Origin of the sequence: Bacillus sp. FJAT-25509 (genome assembly GCF_001420605.1) — a bacterium.
Classification (GTDB): Bacteria; Bacillota; Bacilli; order Bacillales; family Bacillaceae_G; genus Gottfriedia.
The window spans coordinates 111,101-130,194 of the sequence record NZ_LJIZ01000021.1 but is presented as its reverse complement, the minus strand read 5'-3'; the positions used below and the strand labels follow the sequence as shown (position 1 = coordinate 130,194).

The window sequence follows — 19,094 nt, the reverse complement described above, 5'->3', positions numbered from 1 at the left end:
TTCCATTATGCATTTGCTTTGTCCTCCTTCTTCTTAGAATAATCACGTTTTCTAGGTTGAATTAATGATGTATCAACATCTACGTAATGGAATAATGGTGAATTTGATTTCTCATCAAATTTAGCCATTGTAGTTTTTAAGAATTCCTCGTCATTACGTTCTGGGAATTCAGGTTTATAGTGTGCTCCACGGCTTTCATTACGGTTATATGCACCTAATGTGATCACACGTGATAAGTGAAGCATGTTTTCAAGTTGACGAGTAAATGAAGCACCTTGGTTACTCCATTTAGCTGTATCATTAATATTAATGTTTTGATAGCGCTCATAAAGCTCTTGAATTTTTTCATCAGTTTTTAATAAGCGATCATTAAATCGAACTACAGTAACGTTGTCTGTCATCCACTCTCCAAGCTCTTTATGAAGAAGGTATGCATTTTCTTTACCGTCCATTTTATAAATACGGTTCATTTTTTCTTTTTCTTCATTTGCATTTGATTCATATACAGAACTTGAAACATCATCTGAAGATTTAGCTAAACCATTTACGTATCTTACAGCATTTGGTCCAGCAACCATTCCACCATAAATAGCAGAAAGTAATGAGTTAGCTCCTAAACGGTTAGCTCCGTGCATTGAGTAATCACACTCACCAGCAGCAAATAAACCAGGAATTGTAGTCATTTGGTCATAGTCAACCCATAATCCACCCATTGAGTAGTGAACTGCTGGGAATATCTTCATTGGAACTTTTTTCGGATCATCACCTGTGAATTTTTCATAGATTTCGATGATTCCACCAAGTTTTACATCAAGTTCATGTGGATCTTTGTGTGAAAGATCTAAATAAACCATGTTTTCACCATTAATACCAAGCTTGTGGTCAACACATACAGAGAAAATCTCACGTGTAGCAATATCCCTTGGTACAAGGTTTCCATATGCAGGATATTTCTCTTCTAAGAAATACCATGGTTTACCATCTTTATACGTCCAAACTCGTCCACCTTCACCACGAGCACTTTCACTCATTAAACGGTTTTTATCATCTCCAGGAATTGCAGTTGGATGGATTTGAATAAATTCACCATTTGAATAAACTGCACCTTGACGATATACAGCTGCAGCAGCTGAACCAGTGTTGATAATTGAGTTTGTAGTTTTACCAAAGATAATACCAGGGCCACCAGATGCCATAATTACAGCATCCGCAGGGAAGCTTACGATTTCCATTGATGTTAAGTTTTGTCCAACAATACCACGACATACTCCTTCATCATCAACAACAACTCTTAAAAATTCCCAACCTTCATACTTTTGAACAAGACCTTCAGATTCGTAACGACGAACTTGCTCATCTAATGCGTATAATAATTGTTGACCAGTCGTAGCACCAGCAAATGCTGTACGGTGATGTTGCGTTCCACCGAAACGACGGAAGTCTAATAATCCTTCAGGCGTACGGTTGAACATTACACCCATACGGTCCATCATATGAATGATGCCAGGTGCTGCTTCTGCCATTGCCTTTACTGGTGGTTGGTTTGCTAAGAAATCTCCACCATAAATTGTATCATCAAAGTGCTCCCAAGGAGAGTCACCTTCACCTTTTGTATTTACCGCACCATTAATTCCACCTTGAGCACATACTGAATGTGATCGTTTTACGGGAACTAATGAAAATAAGTCTACTTTTGTGCCAGCTTCAGCAGCTTTAATTGTTGCCATAAGACCAGCTAATCCGCCACCGACGATAATTATTTTCCCACTCATGACTCTCTCTCCTTACAAATTCGCTAGTTGTGGATCAATGAATGCAAAGATAGCAGTTAATCCAACGAATGATAATACAACGAAAATACCTAATGTAACATATGTTGAAATACGTTGTGATCTAGGTGTTACAGTAATTCCCCAAGATACGAAGAAAGACCATAATCCATTAGCAAAGTGGAATATTGTTGAAATAACACCTACTATATAGAAAACTAACATAAATTTTGAATGAAAAATATCAGCCATCATATTATAATCAACCGTTGCTCCTAGTTGAGCAGCGATACGTGTTTGCCATACGTGCCAAGTAATAAAAATTAAAGTAATTACACCAGAAATACGTTGGAATAAATATAACCAGTTACGTAAGTATCCATAATTTTTAACATTGCTAGTTCCTGTGAACGCAATGTATAGTCCGTAAATTGCATGGTATAAAATTGGTAAGAAAATGACAAAAACTTCTAAAAAATAGCGAAATGGTAAGTTCGCCATAAATTCAGCAGCCTTGTTGAACGATGATGCTCCATTTGTCGCAAAATGATTGACAACTAAGTGCTGTGTTAAAAAGATTCCAACCGGAATAACTCCTAGCAATGAATGAAGTTTTCTAAAGAAAAACTCCCTTCCATTCTTGTTGCTCATGTAAACCCCTGCCCCCTTTAGTTTGTGCACATGAAAATTTAACTCCTCTATTATTCTAAAAAAATAGAATAAATAAGTAAGACGCATAAAAAGTCGAAATTTTTATGACATTTATCTACAACCCATTTTACTCCTGATAATATAGCAGGTCAAGAAAACGCGTACATTTTTCTTTACTGAAAAAACTTCTCATTTAAATTGGTAATCCTTGTAATCTACAAGTGTCGAATTATTGTTTTTACTATTAAATATTGTATATAATAAAAACATGTTTTTTAGGAAAGGGAGAGTTATCCGACCATGACGAACGGCATTGAAGATTTAAATATTCCGGGAAATATTTCTGGTTTTGGCTATGAGCTAATACGTAACGACTTATTGAATGATTTATTAGGAAAAGAGCAAAATGATATTTTATATTGGGCGGGTAAAATGATTGCCAGAAAATATCCTTTAGCAACCTTTGAAGAAATTATAGAATTTTTTGATCAGGCTGGTTGGGGTACTCTTACTGTAGAAGAAGAAAAGAAGCAAGAAGTTCATTTAACTCTATCTTCTGAATTAATTACATACAGAAATCAACAAAAAAAGAACGTATCCTACCAATTAGAAGCTGGATTTCTAGCGATGCAAATTCAACAGCAAATCGATGTTATAGCTGAAACGTATGAAGAGCAAAGCAAAAGAGGCGACAAAGTAAAGTTCCAAGTAAAATGGGATTTAAAGGATCCTATTACAAGGAGATAAAATGAAAATCACCACAAGGTTTAAGTCCCTTGTGGTGTTTTCATTTGAATGATTTTTTCTTGAAATATTGAATTATAAGTTCAAATACAGGTACAACTAGTTTATAAATTGAGTATTTATAAATAAATGATCAAGTTCAATTTTTACTTTAATTTAAGAATAGTTCAGTTAAGGACATGATATCATCTTTCATTTCCTACCCCTTCTCTTTCTTTTCATTACTTTGATCCTGCCTTCTAATTACCTCAAAATTCTTGTTTCTTTTAACTCCTTTAATAATAGAATTTAACAAGAATAAACATATACAAACAAAAAACAAAATGGCGAGTATTAATAGAACGAACTGTAGCACAATTTCTCCATATCCGTAGGCAATTAAACTATGCCTCATTATTAATACCTCCTTCTTTTAATTACCATTTAGCCGTTCGCCTTACTTATTTTAAATTTACAGAATCTTTATATAATTTATTCGCTTAACGAATAAAAAACCCTTTTAAGCTCCATCTCTATACTATACGGCTCAGTAACTCTGAACGTGATGAATATTGATAAAATCAATATTTCAAAGCCTATATATAAGAATTTGTACACCTAAAAGGGTTTATTAAAATATTTAGTTTTCTACTACTACTTCTTCATTAATACGATCTAATTCATATCCTTTATGAAGAGCATGAACTGCTTCTTGTAATTTTGATTTTGGTACCACTGTTGATACTTTAATTTCAGAAGTGCTTACCATTTTTACAGGAATTTCACTTTCAGCTAAAAATTTAAACATTTTTGCAGCAACTCCTGGATTCGAAACCATTCCACTACCTACAATTGAAACTTTAGCAAGTTCACTTTCAAAATCAAATGAACGGTATCCTAAAAATTCTTTCTTCGATTCTAGAAGCGTTATTGCTTCCATCATATTTTCAGATTTGATCGAGAATGAAAGATTTACTAAGTTATCTGATGTTACACTTTGGATAATTATATCAACATCAATACCTTCACTTGCTAGTAAAGTAAAAATTTTAGGTAATAAATCAACATGGTTATTTAAACCATTTAAAGTCATCCTTGTTACATTAGATTCGAATGCGATTCCTCTTACGACTGATTGTTGTTCCATTTGTGTTTCCTCCCCAATAAATGTACCGATTTCATCATGTTGACTTGAACGAACTTGAATAATTAAATTATAATTTTTTGCGAATTCTACTGCTCTTGGATGTAAAACTGCTGCTCCTAAAGCTGCAAGCTCTAACATTTCATCATAAGAGACATGGCTTAATTTAGATGCACTTGGTTCAACTCTTGGATCCGTAGTATAAACCCCTAATACGTCCGTATAAATATCACAACGTTCTGCATTTAAGCTCGCAGCCAATGCTACTGCTGTTGTATCTGAACCTCCACGACCTAATGTCGTAATTTCATTGTTGTCACTTAAACCTTGGAAACCAGCAACAATTACGATATATCCTTCATCAAGTAATTGTTGAATTCTTTCTGTATGAATTGTATCTATACGCGCATTACCATGGACAGGTTCAGTTTGAATTCCAGCTTGCCAACCTGTTAGTGAAATTGCTTTAAAACCTTTTGCTTGGATTGCCATTGCTAGTAAAGAAATCGAAACTTGTTCCCCTGTAGTAAGTAACATATCTAATTCACGTTTACTGTTTTGTGGACTAATTTGAGCTGCTAAACTAACTAGTTCGTCTGTATGATGTCCCATCGCAGATACAACTGTAACTACTTGGTTTCCTTCTTTATATGATTTGGTTACTGTTTCAGCAACATGCTGAATTCGTTCAATTGAGCCTACTGAAGTACCACCGAATTTCTGAACAATAATTCCCATTTTTCTCATCCTCACCTGTTTACTTAAAAAAGAATACAAAAAAGCGCGTGAAGCAATGTTCACGCGCCTAATTTACAAAATAAAATAGACAAATCATCAACATCTCTTCAATAGCTCCCCGCATAATTATTATGCGACAGTACTACATTTCTTAAATGCAGTCCCAACAAAATGAATTGTGGATTCATTTTATTTCGGCAAAACTTCCTTTCAACTGTCCATCACAACGCCACACGTCTATGACAGCATACTCTTAAGTTTTGCACCTCTATTACGAGAGAAAATCATTTAATTTTAACTAAAATATAAATTATTTTGAAAATAGTGTCAAGATAAAATTTTTGGTAACTCTGTCACTCTTTATGGAAATGCTGATAAATCTCTTCTGCCACATTTTTGGGCATTTTAGCTGCCATTAATTCATCGACTGAAGCTTCTTTTATTTTTTTGACTGATCCAAAATGTTTAAGCAATGCTTTCTTTCTTGTACCACCAACACCAGCTATGCCATCTAAAGCAGATTGAACCATTGATTTACTATGGAGTTGACGATAGAATTCAATCGCAAATCTGTGTACTTCGTCTTGAATTCTTTGTAATAAAAAGAATTCTTGGCTTTGTCTACCAAGTTGGACAATTTGAGGTGGTTGTCCTATTAATAACTCTGAAGTGCGGTGCTTCTCATCTTTAACAAGTCCAGCTGTTGGGATGAATAAACCTAACTCATTTTGAAGTACATCTTCCACAGCAGCTAGATGTCCTTTCCCACCATCCACAATTATCAAGTTCGGTAAAGGTAAATTCTCTTTTAATGCTCTTGAATATCTTCTACGTACTACCTCACGCATTGAATCATAATCGTCGGGTCCTACAACAGTTTTGATTTTATATTTGCGGTAATCTTTTTTTGAAGGTTTACCGTCTATAAAGACAACCATAGCTGAAACAGGATTTGTTCCTTGAATATTTGAATTATCAAATGCTTCAATTCGATACGGAGTTTCAATATTTAAAATATCCCCTAGTTTTTCGATTGCTTTAACTGTTCTTTCTTCATCTCGCTCGATTAATTTAAATTTCTCTCCGAGTCCAATTTTGGCATTTTTATTTGCTAATACAACAAGTTCCTTTTTTTGGCCTCTTTTTGGTTGGAATACAGGGATTTTTAATAAATCTTTTAAAATTTCTGTATCAACTTTATCTGGTACAAAAATTTCTTTTGGTTTTATATTATGTGGTTTTTCATAAAATTGCCCAATAAATGATAGGAACTCTTCCTCTGGTTCATCGTAAATTGGAAAATATGATACATCTCGCTCAATTAATTTTCCTCTTCGAACAAAAAATACTTGAACACACATCCATCCCTTGTCAACCGCATATCCAAATACATCTCGATCTACTAAATCACTACTCATCATTTTCTGCTTTTCCATAGTGGCTTCAATTGATACAATTTGGTCTCGATACTCTTTCGCGCGCTCGAAATCTAATTGTTCAGATGCCGCAAGCATTTTTGCCTCTAACTCTTTTCGTATTTGGTCTTCCCCTCCGTTTAGAAAACGGACAATTTCAGTAACTATCTCTTGATTTTGATCATCAGTTACTTCTTTTACGCAAGGCGCAAGACATTGACCAATATGATAATATAAACAAACTTTATCTGGTATTGAAGTACATTTTCGTAATGGATATAAACGATCTAATAATTTTTTTGTTTCATTAGCGGCAGTAGCATTAGGGAATGGGCCAAAATATTTTCCTTTATCTTTTTTTACATTTCGCGTAATCAATAAGCGAGGATGTTTTTCAGCAGTTATTTTAATAAAGGGGTATGATTTATCATCCTTCAACATGATGTTATATTTCGGATCATATTTCTTAATTAAATTCATCTCTAGAATTAATGCTTCCATATTTGAAGAAGTAACAATATATTCAAAATCAGTTATCTCTTGAACTAATCGGTAGGTTTTACCATCATGGGATCCCGTGAAATAAGATCTAACCCTATTTTTTAATACTTTAGCTTTTCCTACGTAAATGATCGTCCCTTGAATATCTTTCATTAAATAGCAACCAGGCTGATCTGGTAGAAGCGCTAATTTTTCTTTTAAGTGATTGTCCATTTCCTCTCACCTCTTTCGTGCAATTGTACACTAATATTATAATCCCCACATTCAAAAACTGAAAATACTTTAATGATATTAAGTAAAAATTAAGCTTTCTATTGTAACTTTAATTTCATCAAAAGAAGAAAAGGAGCAATGTCAAAATGAAAAAAGTAAGAGTAGTTCATTTTTGGATTGGTGTGATTGTTTCAGTTTTCCTACTAATCGAATCTACTACAGGTATTATTCTGTATTTCAATAAAGGTGGCGAAGAAAAAGGAAGATTTTCAATGCAAGGTCAGTTTCCATCGGGTGGTCAATTTAACGGTAACCAACAATCTCAAAATAGCGATCAAAACACAACCCAACAAAATGGACAAAGTGGTGACAATACTCAAACCCCATTTCAAAATTTTGGAAAAAGACCTGAGCAGTCTGCATTTTCAGTGAAAAGCTTACATACCGGCATAATTGGTCTAATAAGTGGTATCGGTCTTTTTATCCTTACTGGAACAGGATTAGCTTTATCTTGGATCTTGTGGAGTAATAAACGAAAAATGAGAAAAAGAAAAGAAAAAGTATCCATGGCTATTTAAAAAATAATGAGGGTGTTCCTAAAAAGGGAAACTTTTTATGAAACCTTTCTTTTTTTTTCGTACATCCTCACACTACACAAAATAAAAACCATCCAAATAATGTAGTGACCCCATAAAGTTAGACTGGTTACTTCAATTAGGCAGCTTGTTGGGCATGAACTCGGTATTTTACTGGGCTCATGCCTTTTAATTTTGCCTTAATTCGTTTGTTATTGTAGTAATCTATATATTTAGCTAGTTCTTGTTTAAAGTGTTCAACACTGTTAAATTCTTTTAGATAAAGTAGTTCAGATTTCATGATACTAAAGAAACTTTCTATTACTGCGTTATCGTAACAGTTTCCTTTTCGTGACATACTCTGCGTGATACCACGTTTAATTAAGGTAGTACGATATTTTTCCATTTGATAGTGCCAGCCTTGGTCTGAATGAATTAGTAGTATATCGGAATCTGTTAAACGTTCAAGAGACTGTTCTAACATAGTTGATACAAGTGAATAAGTTGGACGTGAACCAATTGTATAAGCAATTATTTCACCGTTATATAAGTCCAACATAGGTGAAAAATATAGCTTTTCTCCAAATAATTTAAATTCAGTAATATCTGTAACCCATTTCTCATTTGGTTTATCTGCTTGGAAATTTCTATCTAAAATATTAGGCGCAACCTTACCCACTTCACCTTTGTAAGAGCGATATTTCTTTACCTTTACAAGTGATTTTATCCCTAGTACTTTCATGAGTCGTTGAACTTTTTTATGATTTATTTTATAACCACGATTCGTAAGCTCGTCTCGAATTTTACGATAGCCATAACGACCTTCATGTTCCTCATAAATTTCTTTTATCATTACTTTTATCTCAGTGTCTGGATCAGGACGTTCTAGATTTTTCATCCAATAATAGTACGTACTACGCGGAATACTGGCGAGCAGTAGAAGTTCTTTTAACGAAAACTCATGCCTTAATTCACAGACAACTTTTACTTTGTCTTGTTTCGTGATTTTTCCTTGTTTTGAACTAAGGCATTCAACTTTTTTAGATACGCATTTTCCATGCGCAAACGTTCTATTTCAGCTTGAAGCTCTTCTACTGATCCTTTAAGTGGAGTTGTTTTCTTTGTTTCTTTTTTCATGGAAGATCGCCCCTTTTTCTTTGATTCTAGGGCGTCTTGTCCTTGTGTTTCAAATTGAGTCCTCCATTTTCGAATCGTTCTAGGGGAAGGAATATTGAAAATTGCAGTTGCTTCATTCGGTGACGTCCCGTGGTCATTCATATACTTTAATACGTTTAGTTTAAACTGTACCGAATAACTTGTATATGACTTTTTAAGCAAGCCATTAATCCCATTTTCCTTATATTGAGCTACCCAGTTTCTCACTTCAGCATGGGACGTTCCAAATAACTTACCAATAGAACGAAAACTTTCCTTACCTTCTAAATAACGCATAACTACCGCTAATTTATGTTCAGTAGTAAATTTAGTCATAAAAAATGCACCTCCAAATGTTAGTCGTGTCTAACATTTGGGGTGCACTTCAATAATTCTGGATGGTTTTCACTTTTATTGTAGCTTCAGAAATTAAGAAGTCGCAGTTTCTACTTCTACTTGTTCTTGCTCATTACCTTCTTTATCTCCGGCTTTTTTATTTGTTAATTTAATTGGTGTTAGGAAAAATGTTACGACTGCACCAATTATAATGAATCCTAAACCAACAAAGAATACTTGGTGTAATGAATCCATTAAAGATGTTTTAATGATCGGTAACATACCGTCTAAAATTGGCTTTGGAATTAGCTTCTTAGCATCAGCATTAAATAACATTGTAAATACAGATTGAGGAGTTGTATTAATCATGTCTTTAAATTTGTCTACTAATGGTGCAGCTTGAGCTGGTAATTTATTTAAAAATGGAACTAAATCATGGTTTAGAAGTGTTCCTGATTTACTATTCATTACAGCACCTAAAACAGTTGCCCCAAAAGTACCACCGATTGAACGGAAGAATTGGCTAGAAGATGTTACAATCCCTAATTCCTTCTTATCGAATACTTCTTGAAGAGCTAGTGTAATTGTCGGCATTACTAAACCAATACCTAGACCCATAACTCCCATAAAGATTGTTGCAATTGTTTTACTTGAATTCATATCTAAAGTTGTTAATAAGTATAAACCTAATGCAATTACGAACATTCCCGTAATAATTTGTGGTTTAATACCGACTTTAAATACAACCTGACCACCAATAATACTTGCAATAATCATTGTGACCATCATTGGAGTCATAATTGTCCCCGATTGTGTTGCACTTACTCCAACAATACCTTGCATGAAGAATGGTACGAACATAATTGCACCAAACATCGCTATTGTCATAAAGAAACCAATTAAGTTTAATGTTACGAAAGTTCTATTTTTGAATAAATGCATTGGTAGAATTGGCTCTTTAGCTTTATTTTCAACAATAACGAAGCTAATGATTCCAACTACTGCTAATACAAATAAACCAATGATTTGCCAAGAATTCCAATCATATTTAACTCCACCTAAACTTAGAGCAAGGAGTAAGCTTACAACACCGACAATCATAGTCACCATACCAGCGATATCGAAATTGATTGGTCCTGTATTTTTTCTTCCTTTTAAACCTAATGCAATAAAAATTGTTGCGATAATACCTACTGGAAGGTTAATGTAGAATACCCATTTCCAGTTTAATGAGTCAACAATCCACCCACCGATTTGTGGACCGATTACTGAAGCTAAACCGTAAATACCACCGAAAACCCCTTGGAATTTCGCACGTTCTTTACCTGTAAATAAATCCCCAATTACTATCATCGCCATCGGCATCATTACACCGCCACCGATACCTTGAATACCACGGTAAATAATTAATTCAGTCATGTTATGGGCAATACCACATAATGCTGATGCTGCCATAAATATAACTAAACCAGCTATATAAACACTTCTACGACCTAATAAGTCTGCTAATTTACCTGCGATTGGCACTACAGTAGTTGAAGTTAATAAGTATGCTGTTGTAAGCCAAGTCATCATACTTAAACCACCAAGGTCCCCAACGATTTTAGGCATTGCAGTACCAACGATCGTGCCATCTAATGCCGAGAAAAACATTGCAATAATTAGACCAATTAGCAATAGTTTACGATTGCTATCTTTTTGTACAACTGTATTTGTATTTGTAGTCAAAATATATTTCTCCCTTCTCTCCCATATCTTTTTTCTTTTTATAATTACTAATACCAAAAAGTATCTTGTAAAAATTTCTATAAATCTGCTGCAGCATTTGCAAGCTTTTCAGTAATCTTTGCAAATTGTAATAACTCTTCGTCAGAAAGGTTAAACAAGAAACTTTCAAAAATTTCTTTTCGATCTTTTATCACTGATTCTAATTTTTTTATACCTTCCTCAGTTAACATAATATTTACAACTCTTCGGTCCTTTTTATCATGTTCTCTATATACAAAGTCATTATGTTCAAGTCGATCAATCATAAATGATACCGCACTTGGTTTTACACCCATCATCTCTGCTATTTCAGATATTTTACAGCTTTCTTTTTTTCGTAAGTACATCAAAACAAAAAATTGAGTGGCCGTTACACCATGACTATTCATGCTTTCTGTCACTTTTGGTTGCATTTTATGAATAGCACTTTGAAGTGCGATTTGAATCCGTTCAATGTACTCATTTTTGTTTCCCAAGAAAGTTAACCTCCTTTAACAATTAATCCAAATAAATATTTAATGTATGTTAAATATTAATGCTTATTAAATATAAAACGTGACAGAAAAATAGTCAATCTAATTTACATTAGAAATTTTTAACATTACTCTAATTGAGAAAATTGCTAATTATAATGAAAACATTTACATTGGCTTAAGGAATAGGTTTTAAATAGATTGTTTCAGCCAAGACTTTTTTAGTTAAAAATGCAAAAAAAAAGAAATGCACTCATATTATGAGTGCATTTCTTACAAATTATAATTAACCAATATGTGGAGTAATTAATTCTTCTAAAGCTTCTTTAGGTTTGAAACCTAAAGTTTTTTCAACTACTTCTCCGTCTTTAAGAACGAATAATGATGGAATGCTCATAACTTCAAATTTAGCTGCTGTTTCTTGGTTTTCATCAACATCAACTTTAACAATTTTAACTTTTTCTCCATATTCAGAAGCTAATTCTTCTAATACAGGAGCAATCATTTTACAAGGACCACACCAAGTTGCCCAAAAATCAACTAATACTACACCTTCTTTTGTTTCTTCTGCGAACGTTGCGTTTGTTGCATTAACAATTGCCATTTATTTTTCCTCCTACCTGCGCAAGCTACATAAGTAAAATATGTAGTTTGACATAATTTGTTATAATTTTAAAGAAAGTATACCATATGAGAATTAGCATTTTCTATTTATTTGCTCAAACTTACTATTTCCAAACAAATAGTTGATATACCAATGAAAGGACTAAAAAAGTGATAACATTTGAAAGAATTACAACTGACTTAATAGAAGTAATTGAAGAAATTACAAATTCGAATCAAAATTACAATTTAATGGAGAATGGTCGTTTAACGCGAACAAAAGAAGAACTAATGAAGGAATATTATTCTTCTTCACACCAAACAGAAACTTATTTTATTAAATTAGATGATACTTATATAGGATTAATTGATTTTTTAGCACTAAATCCTAAAGATGGTTTTCCTTGGCTAGGTCTTTTAATGATCCATAATGATTACCATGGATTTGGATTTGGAACAAACGCATTTATTTTATTTGAAGAGATACTTATAAAAAGAAATATTCATCGGTTAAGATTAGGCGTGTTAATTACTAATCAACAAGCAAAATCTTTTTGGAAAACTCACGGATTTAAATATGTTGAAAATAAAACGAATGCAGATGGAATTGAAGTAGAAGTTTATGAAAAAGTTTTTTCATCAGATTTTCATATTTAAATGTTAAATTAGTGATTGTTGCTCCATGAAAACATCAAGTTCATGAGTAATGACACATCCACCGCTTTTGTCACAATTTTGTAAAATTTCAGCCGATTATTGTATTTTTTTTATGTTAATATATTATTGAATATAATAATAATATTCAAAAAATTTATCACGAATGGAGTGGCAGTTATGAGAAAACCTTTACGTAAATCGTTTAATCAATTAGTTAATGAGAATAAACAATCTTTATTACGAAACAAAGAAGAAATTGAAAAAATTGAAAGAAAAATTGAAAAACGCCACGATTTATTATCCGAAAAAAATAAACTAGGCAAAGCTATATCATAAATTTTTAGTAATCCTTAAGAGGGATTACTTTTTTTGTTTTGTTCTAAAAGGATTTGTTCCTTTCCCTTGAATCTACCTATTAGTTCATGTTCAACGTCCCCATACATCCGAACACCTAAGGTAAAAAACAAAACTCCTTCTTTCTTATATATATGCTCTAATATTTCTTCACTAAATTTTATAAAAACGAAATTAAATTTGACTATAATCTTCTCATATAGATATAAGTAGCAATAATTACTGAACCAACTAAAATAGGCGAACTCTTACAATAATATAGACGTACTATATAGTACATTGGTCTAGAAATTGGAGGTAAAAGTATGCATCATCCTTTTTGGAATTCACATCCGCATCATCCCCATCTTCCTATGAGAAACGGTATTCAAGGTCATGTGCAAACTGATCATCAATCAATTATGCAAATGTTCATGAATCTTGAAAATCAAATTACGAACCTTGTAAAAGCAATCGAAGCAAATAATGAATTACTTAGACAACTTGAACAAAAGCAAAATCAAGTTGTAACAAGTGGCGGTGGATCAGTCATTGTTAGGATGTAATGACAATGGCTTGTAAACGAATAGAAGAACTATAAAGGAGGTGTATCAAAAGTTAAAGTACTTTTGAACCCTCTTTTTTATATGACGACCACTTGAAAAAACATAAAAAACCCACAAGATACTAACCTTGTGGGCATCATTTATAACTTCTATATTAAGAGTTAACTAATACAGCTTTAAATTCTTCTGTTAATAAAGGTAATACTTCGAATAAGTCACCAACGATTCCATAGTCAGCTACTTTGAAGATATTAGCTTCTGGATCTTTGTTAATTGCAACGATTACTTTAGAGTTTGACATACCAGCTAAATGTTGAATAGCTCCTGAAATACCACATGCAATATATAAATCAGGCGTTACAACTTTACCAGTTTGACCAATTTGTAAAGAGTAGTCACAATAGTTAGCATCACACGCACCACGAGATGCACCTACAGCAGCACCTAATACTGTAGCTAATTCTTTTAATGGATTAAAGCCTTCTTCACTCTTAACTCCACGGCCACCAGCAACGACCACTTTCGCTTCTGAAAGGTCTACACCTTCACTCGCTTTACGCACAACATCTTTTACGATTGAACGTAAGTCTTTAATTTCAACTGAAACAGTTGCCACATCACCAGTGCGAGTAGCATCTTTTTCTAATGCTGAAATGTTATTTGGACGGATTGTCGCAAAAATAAATGGATCAACCATAACTTTTTTCTCGAATGCTTTACCTGAGTAAATCGGACGAGTGAAAACGATATTACCACCAGCTACTTCGATTGCTGTAACATCTGAAATAAGACCACTTTGCATACGAGCAGCAAGTTTCGGAGATAAATCCTTACCTAAAGCTGTATGACCGAATACTAGACCTTCTGGTTTTTCTTGGTCAATAACTGCTAAAAGTGCTTGAGAATATCCATCAGAAGTATATGATGCTAATTTTTCATCTTCAACAACGATTGCACGGTCTGCACCGTATTGAATCATTTCAGTAGCTAATGCACTAACTGATTTACCTACTAAAACAGCAACTACTTCTCCGCCCTCAGCAACTGTTTTAGCCGTACTTACTGCCTCAAATGAAACATTTCGTAGTGATCCTTCACGAACTTCGCCTAATACTAATACTTTACGTGACATGTTATTTCCCTCCAAAATTTTCTATTACGATATTAATCTATTATTTAAGTTCTAATATTCAATAAAATTAGATTACTTTTGCTTCAGAACGTAGTAGAGAAACTAATTCTTTTACTTGATCTTTTAATTCACCAGCTAAAACTTTGCCTGCTTCTTTCTTCGCAGGTAGGTAAATTTCAATTGTTTTCGTTTTTGCTTGAACTTCATCTTCTTCTAAATCTAGATCATCTAATTCTAATTCATCTAAAGGCTTTTTCTTAGCTTTCATAATACCAGGTAAAGATGGATATCTTGGTTCATTTAAGCCTTGTTGTGCAGTGATTAATAATGGTAAAGATGTTTCGATGATTTCTGTGTCACCCTCTACATCACGTTCGATTGTAGCTGTCGTACCATTAATATCAATTTTAGTAATTGTTGTCACGTAAGGAATATTTAATAATTCAGCAACGCGTGGACCTACTTGACCAGTACCACCATCAATTGCAACATTACCTGCTAAAATAATTGAAGGATCTTTATCTTCTAAGTATTTAGCAATCAGTCTAGAAGTTGTATATTGGTCAGCATTTGTAACGTCATCTTCAACGTTAATTAATACTGCTTTATCAGCACCCATAGCTAATGCTGTACGAAGTTCTTTTTCACTATCTTCGTTACCAATTGTTATGACAGTTACTTCGCCACCATGAGCGTCACGAATTTGAATCGCTTCTTCAACTGCATACTCATCGTATGGATTTATAATAAATTCAGCGCCATCCTCTTGGATTACACCATTTGAAATTGTAATTTTTTCTTCAGTGTCAAATGTTCTTTTTAATAGTACATAAATGTTCATTGTTATACCCTCCCAGGAAATGTAACTACATCTATTTTTTTAAAATATTAAACTACTTATTTATTAAACACTGGTTTTCTTTTTTCTAAAAATGCCGAAATACCCTCTTTTGCATTTTCAGTTGTAAAAATTTCTCCAAATAATTTAGACTCTTCTTCCACCGCTTCATGATATGAAGTAGTTCTAGTAGAAGATAGTAGTTGTAGAATATATTGAATTGATTGCATACTTTTATTAGCAATTTTAGCTGCTAAAGCATTTGCTTCATCTAATAAAGTTTCTTCTGGCACTACAATTGTAGCTAATCCAATTTTACCAGCTTCAACACCAGAAATTGGTTCAGAAGTCGCAAGCATAACTAACGCCTTATCTTTACCTACATAACGTGGTAATCGTTGTGTTCCAGCAAAACCAGGAATAATTCCTAAGTTTAATTCAGGTAAACCAAGTTTTGCGTTTTCTGCAACAACTCGAATATGACAGCTCATCGCAAATTCTAGTCCGCCACCTAATGCAGCACCGTGGATTGCTGCGATAATCGGTTTAGAATAATTTTCAACACGATCAAATACTAGTTGACCTCTTCTTGCAACAGCTGCTGCATCTTCAGCATTTTTGAAAGAAGTAAATTCTTTAATATCTGCACCTGCAGAGAAAAATCTACCTTCTCCATGAACAACTAAAACGCTTACATCATCGTTACTTTCTAATTCATCTAAACGCTTAACTAAATCAGCAAATACAACCGAAGACATTGCATTTGCTGGTGGATTTTGAATTGTTAATAATGCTATACCATCGGATATTTTACATTGAATTAAACTCACAACTATTCCTCCCTATTTTTCAAAATGTACTAGGACGTTAATTTTGGTACCCGCATCCTCTTATTAATAGTTGGTGAACTTTATCGGCTTTTGACTCTAAATCTTGTTTTTGACCTGTCATTACCCAATGGGTCATCACTTCATCAATCGTGCCGAAGATCATTTGTCTAGCTGTACGAATATCCAATTGTTTGTCGAACAAACCACTATTGATCCCTTCATTTAAAATTGAATCAATGATATGTAGATACTCTTTCAGTACCTCATTTATTCTTAATCTAAGGTCAATATTTGTTTGTCTTACTTCCAATTGCATAACGATTGCTAAATGCGAATCTTTAGACATTTCATAAAAGTGAGTTTTTACCAACATTAATAATTTCGATATCGCGTCCGGTTTACCTTCAATTTTTTCACGAATTTTTTCAGTAAAATTTCCCATCTTCTCTTCAAACAGTGAAATTAAGATGGATTCTTTATTTTTAAAATACAAATAGATTGTCCCGTCAGCTACACCAGCCTGTTTTGCAATCTTAGAAACCTGCGCCTGATGGTAACCATTTTCAGCAATTACAACAACTGCAGCATCAATTATTTGTTTATATTTTGGTTTATCTCTTTTCATTGTTATTTACCCCTTCTTACAGTGAATGAATAATCATTCATATTCTCATAATACAAATTTATCAGAAAATTGTCAATTGTCCCGTAATATTTTTATGTATAAAGTTTCTTTATAAAAAATCTTTTAAATTTCTTTTTAATCTTTGTACTTTCTTTAAATTTTATCAGACTTCTTTTTTAATCAATCTTAAAATTTATTTTAACATAGTATTTTTATATCAGTTCGTAAAATAAAGAGGGATGCTTATATGATCATCCCCCCTATATTATTATATTAAATTTTCATCTGAATTCTCAGGTTTCGTTTCCTTTTGTTTTTCTTCTTCAAGTAATGTTCTTCTTAATATTTTACCGATCATTGTTTTTGGCAATTCATTCCTAAACTCATAAAATCTCGGTACTTTATAAGCTGCTAAATATTTTCTACAAAAATCATCAAGTTCAGCCTCAGTTACCGATTTTCCTTCTTTTAATACAATGTAAGCTTTAACTGTTTCTCCTCGATAAGCATCAGGAATACCGACTATAACTGCTTCTTTAATAGCCTCGTGTTCATATAATACTTCCTCAATGTCTCTAGGGTAAACATTAAATCCTCCTGCATTAATCATATCTTTCTTACGGTCAACGATATAAAAGAAGCCTTCTTCATCCATATAGCCTAAATCACCTGTATATAACCAGCCATCTTTTAACGTCGTTGCGGTTTCCTCTGGACGATTCCAATACCCCTTCATTACTTGCGGTCCTGAAACGATTAATTCACCAATTTCACGATAAGGTAACTCTTCATCAGTTTCTAGAGATACAATTTTAGCATCTGTACTTGGCCAAGGAACACCAATGCTTCCCGTTACTCGCTTATCCCATAGGAAATTACTATGTGTAACTGGAGAAGCTTCTGATAAACCGTAGCCCTCTACTAATTTCCCACCTGTCACCTTTTCAAATTGATCTTGAACTTCAACAGGTAATGCTGCGGAACCACTTAGGCAAGCATGAATACATGAGATATCGTTCTTCTTTAAATCAGGATGATTTAATAATGCAATATACATTGTTGGTGCACCTGGAAATAATGTAGGTCGATATTTATTGATCGCCTTAAGGATTTGAGTTGCATCAAATCTCGGAACAATAATCATTTCATACGCACACATGATTGATAAATTCATACATGTCGTCATTCCATATACATGAAAAAATGGTAATACAGTCAAAATCTTTTCTTGGCCCTTCTTGCTTTTATATAACCATTTTTCTGCCATTAACGTATTCGATGCTAAATTTTTATGTGTAAGCATTACACCTTTAGGAAATCCAGTAGTTCCTCCAGTATATTGAAGTATTGCTACATCTTCTACACTGCTACTTGAAAGATCCTGTTCGATAGGTGCAGATATTTGCATAATAAAACTAAATTGATGAATCGAATGATCTTCAGGAATCGCAGGTGCCTTTGGCTGTTTTGAATAAGGATATAGCAGCCTTTTAAAAAATGGTAAATAGTCCTTAATCGCAGTAACAAAAATATGTTGTAGATTAGTAGATTTTTTTACTTTGTGCACTCTATTAATTAATAAATCTAAACAAATAATAGCTGTTGCACCACTATCATTCATTTGATATTCAAGCTCGCGTTCAGTATATAGAGGATTTGTTTGGACGATAATTGCTTCTGCAAAAAGAATCCCATAATAAGCAATCACTGCTTGAGGGCAATTAGGAAGCATAATTGCTACTCGATCGCCTTTTTTAATTCCCACATTCCTTAAAAAATTTGCAAATCTTAAAGACTGAATATAAATTTCATTAAAGGTCATCGATTTCCCAAGGAAATTAAGGGCTTTCTTAGCTGGATATTTTGAAGCTGTTTGCTTTAAATATGTTGGTAATAAATCAAAATCTTCTTCTAATGTAGCTGGTATTTGCTCTGGATACTGACTCACCCAAGGCTTTACTCTTGGTTCCTCCATACCATTCACCACCAGTATTTTAAAAGTATGTTCATACTAAAATTAGTATATGTTACAAATTTCAGCTATACAATC

General features: G+C 33.3%; 18 protein-coding genes and 1 riboswitch. Of the genes, 5 read left to right on the top strand and 13 right to left on the bottom strand.

The annotated features are described in order from the left end of the window. Nucleotides 1–5 precede the first annotated feature (5 nt). Together sdhA and AN960_RS13720 are read right to left on the bottom strand one after the other, a co-directional pair. On the bottom strand, nucleotides 6–1,772 hold the full coding sequence (gene sdhA, locus AN960_RS13725) for a succinate dehydrogenase flavoprotein subunit (protein ID WP_056472420.1): 1,767 nt from the start codon (nucleotides 1,770–1,772) through the stop codon (nucleotides 6–8). A gap of 12 nt (nucleotides 1,773–1,784) precedes the next feature. Continuing rightward, nucleotides 1,785–2,420, bottom strand: coding sequence for a succinate dehydrogenase cytochrome b558 subunit (locus AN960_RS13720; protein WP_056472418.1), 636 nt, complete (start codon nucleotides 2,418–2,420; stop codon nucleotides 1,785–1,787). A 300-nt stretch (nucleotides 2,421–2,720) separates the two neighbouring features. Between AN960_RS13720 and AN960_RS13715 the strand changes: the two genes are divergently transcribed. Further along, nucleotides 2,721–3,167 (top strand): YslB family protein, encoded by a 447-nt coding sequence (locus AN960_RS13715; RefSeq protein ID WP_056472416.1) that lies wholly within the window; start codon nucleotides 2,721–2,723, stop codon nucleotides 3,165–3,167. Nucleotides 3,168–3,783: 616 nt separating this feature from the next. Here AN960_RS13715 and AN960_RS13705 read toward each other — a convergent pair. Continuing rightward, on the bottom strand, nucleotides 3,784–5,025 hold the full coding sequence (locus AN960_RS13705) for an aspartate kinase (RefSeq protein WP_056472410.1): 1,242 nt from the start codon (nucleotides 5,023–5,025) through the stop codon (nucleotides 3,784–3,786). A gap of 103 nt (nucleotides 5,026–5,128) precedes the next feature. Next, a riboswitch (Lysine riboswitch) is annotated at nucleotides 5,129–5,304 on the bottom strand. 74 nt (nucleotides 5,305–5,378) lie between these two features. Next, entirely contained in the window at nucleotides 5,379–7,154 is a 1,776-nt protein-coding gene (gene uvrC / locus AN960_RS13700) for an excinuclease ABC subunit UvrC (RefSeq protein WP_056472406.1), read from the bottom strand. Nucleotides 7,155–7,300: 146 nt separating this feature from the next. Between uvrC and AN960_RS13695 the strand changes: the two genes are divergently transcribed. Beyond that, a complete protein-coding gene (locus AN960_RS13695) occupies nucleotides 7,301–7,732 on the top strand; it encodes a PepSY domain-containing protein (RefSeq protein ID WP_056472403.1) in 432 nt (143 codons plus the stop codon). Between the two features lie 136 nt (nucleotides 7,733–7,868). Here the strand turns inward: AN960_RS13695 and AN960_RS24060 are convergent. The 4 genes from AN960_RS24060 to trxA all read right to left on the bottom strand — a co-directional run bounded on the left by AN960_RS24060 (nucleotide 7,869) and on the right by trxA (nucleotide 12,064). After that, nucleotides 7,869–9,220, bottom strand: a protein-coding gene (locus AN960_RS24060) for an IS3 family transposase (RefSeq protein WP_156339689.1) whose coding sequence is annotated in 2 segments (ribosomal slippage) — nucleotides 7,869–8,773 and nucleotides 8,773–9,220 — 1,353 coding nt in all. Because the reading frame shifts where the segments join, the coding sequence is not laid out codon by codon here. Between the two features lie 93 nt (nucleotides 9,221–9,313). Further along, complete coding sequence (locus tag AN960_RS13680) at nucleotides 9,314–10,948, bottom strand: MDR family MFS transporter (RefSeq protein ID WP_286131710.1); 1,635 nt, start codon at nucleotides 10,946–10,948, stop codon at nucleotides 9,314–9,316. Nucleotides 10,949–11,025: 77 nt separating this feature from the next. Then, a complete protein-coding gene (locus AN960_RS13675) occupies nucleotides 11,026–11,463 on the bottom strand; it encodes a MarR family winged helix-turn-helix transcriptional regulator (protein ID WP_056472394.1) in 438 nt (145 codons plus the stop codon). A 283-nt stretch (nucleotides 11,464–11,746) separates the two neighbouring features. Beyond that, nucleotides 11,747–12,064, bottom strand: coding sequence for a thioredoxin (trxA, locus tag AN960_RS13670; protein WP_056472391.1), 318 nt, complete (start codon nucleotides 12,062–12,064; stop codon nucleotides 11,747–11,749). A gap of 170 nt (nucleotides 12,065–12,234) precedes the next feature. Here trxA and AN960_RS13665 point away from each other — a divergent pair, with 170 nt between their 5' ends. The 3 genes from AN960_RS13665 to AN960_RS13660 all read left to right on the top strand — a co-directional run bounded on the left by AN960_RS13665 (nucleotide 12,235) and on the right by AN960_RS13660 (nucleotide 13,619). After that, on the top strand, nucleotides 12,235–12,720 hold the full coding sequence (locus AN960_RS13665; protein WP_056472388.1) for a GNAT family N-acetyltransferase: 486 nt from the start codon (nucleotides 12,235–12,237) through the stop codon (nucleotides 12,718–12,720). Nucleotides 12,721–12,897: 177 nt separating this feature from the next. Beyond that, nucleotides 12,898–13,056 carry an FbpB family small basic protein gene (locus AN960_RS24055; protein ID WP_082459507.1) on the top strand — a complete coding sequence of 53 codons (159 nt, stop codon included), beginning with the start codon at nucleotides 12,898–12,900 and terminating at the stop codon, nucleotides 13,054–13,056. A 323-nt stretch (nucleotides 13,057–13,379) separates the two neighbouring features. Next, nucleotides 13,380–13,619 (top strand): hypothetical protein, encoded by a 240-nt coding sequence (locus AN960_RS13660; RefSeq protein WP_056472385.1) that lies wholly within the window; start codon nucleotides 13,380–13,382, stop codon nucleotides 13,617–13,619. Between the two features lie 154 nt (nucleotides 13,620–13,773). Here the strand turns inward: AN960_RS13660 and AN960_RS13655 are convergent, their stop codons facing one another. The 5 genes from AN960_RS13655 to AN960_RS13635 form a co-directional block, all read right to left on the bottom strand. Then, entirely contained in the window at nucleotides 13,774–14,751 is a 978-nt protein-coding gene (locus AN960_RS13655) for an electron transfer flavoprotein subunit alpha/FixB family protein (RefSeq protein ID WP_056472382.1), read from the bottom strand. Between the two features lie 67 nt (nucleotides 14,752–14,818). Continuing rightward, the gene (locus AN960_RS13650; protein ID WP_056472378.1) at nucleotides 14,819–15,592 is read right to left on the bottom strand and encodes an electron transfer flavoprotein subunit beta/FixA family protein; all 774 of its coding nucleotides are present in this window, start codon (nucleotides 15,590–15,592) and stop codon (nucleotides 14,819–14,821) included. A 56-nt stretch (nucleotides 15,593–15,648) separates the two neighbouring features. Then, the gene (locus AN960_RS13645) at nucleotides 15,649–16,419 is read right to left on the bottom strand and encodes an enoyl-CoA hydratase (protein WP_056472375.1); all 771 of its coding nucleotides are present in this window, start codon (nucleotides 16,417–16,419) and stop codon (nucleotides 15,649–15,651) included. Between the two features lie 37 nt (nucleotides 16,420–16,456). After that, a complete protein-coding gene (fadR, locus tag AN960_RS13640) occupies nucleotides 16,457–17,044 on the bottom strand; it encodes a fatty acid metabolism transcriptional regulator FadR (RefSeq protein WP_056472373.1) in 588 nt (195 codons plus the stop codon). 268 nt (nucleotides 17,045–17,312) lie between these two features. Then, nucleotides 17,313–19,019: an AMP-binding protein gene (locus tag AN960_RS13635; RefSeq protein WP_056472372.1), complete on the bottom strand. Its 1,707-nt coding sequence runs from the start codon at nucleotides 19,017–19,019 to the stop codon at nucleotides 17,313–17,315. Nucleotides 19,020–19,094 lie beyond the last annotated feature (75 nt).

Excerpts from the sequence above, each read along its gene's own strand:
- sdhA (WP_056472420.1), bottom strand. The coding sequence starts at position 1,772 with ATGAGTGGGAAAATAATTATCGTCGGTGGCGGATTAGCTGGTCTTATG.
- AN960_RS13720 (WP_056472418.1), bottom strand. The coding sequence starts at position 2,420 with ATGAGCAACAAGAATGGAAGGGAGTTTTTCTTTAGAAAACTTCATTCA.
- AN960_RS13715 (WP_056472416.1), top strand. The coding sequence starts at position 2,721 with ATGACGAACGGCATTGAAGATTTAAATATTCCGGGAAATATTTCTGGT.
- AN960_RS13705 (WP_056472410.1), bottom strand. The coding sequence starts at position 5,025 with ATGGGAATTATTGTTCAGAAATTCGGTGGTACTTCAGTAGGCTCAATT.
- uvrC (WP_056472406.1), bottom strand. The coding sequence starts at position 7,154 with ATGGACAATCACTTAAAAGAAAAATTAGCGCTTCTACCAGATCAGCCT.
- AN960_RS13695 (WP_056472403.1), top strand. The coding sequence starts at position 7,301 with ATGAAAAAAGTAAGAGTAGTTCATTTTTGGATTGGTGTGATTGTTTCA.
- trxA (WP_056472391.1), bottom strand. The coding sequence starts at position 12,064 with ATGGCAATTGTTAATGCAACAAACGCAACGTTCGCAGAAGAAACAAAA.
- AN960_RS24055 (WP_082459507.1), top strand. The coding sequence starts at position 12,898 with ATGAGAAAACCTTTACGTAAATCGTTTAATCAATTAGTTAATGAGAAT.
- AN960_RS13660 (WP_056472385.1), top strand. The coding sequence starts at position 13,380 with ATGCATCATCCTTTTTGGAATTCACATCCGCATCATCCCCATCTTCCT.
- AN960_RS13655 (WP_056472382.1), bottom strand. The coding sequence starts at position 14,751 with ATGTCACGTAAAGTATTAGTATTAGGCGAAGTTCGTGAAGGATCACTA.
- AN960_RS13650 (WP_056472378.1), bottom strand. The coding sequence starts at position 15,592 with ATGAACATTTATGTACTATTAAAAAGAACATTTGACACTGAAGAAAAA.
- fadR (WP_056472373.1), bottom strand. The coding sequence starts at position 17,044 with ATGAAAAGAGATAAACCAAAATATAAACAAATAATTGATGCTGCAGTT.
- AN960_RS13635 (WP_056472372.1), bottom strand. The coding sequence starts at position 19,019 with ATGGAGGAACCAAGAGTAAAGCCTTGGGTGAGTCAGTATCCAGAGCAA.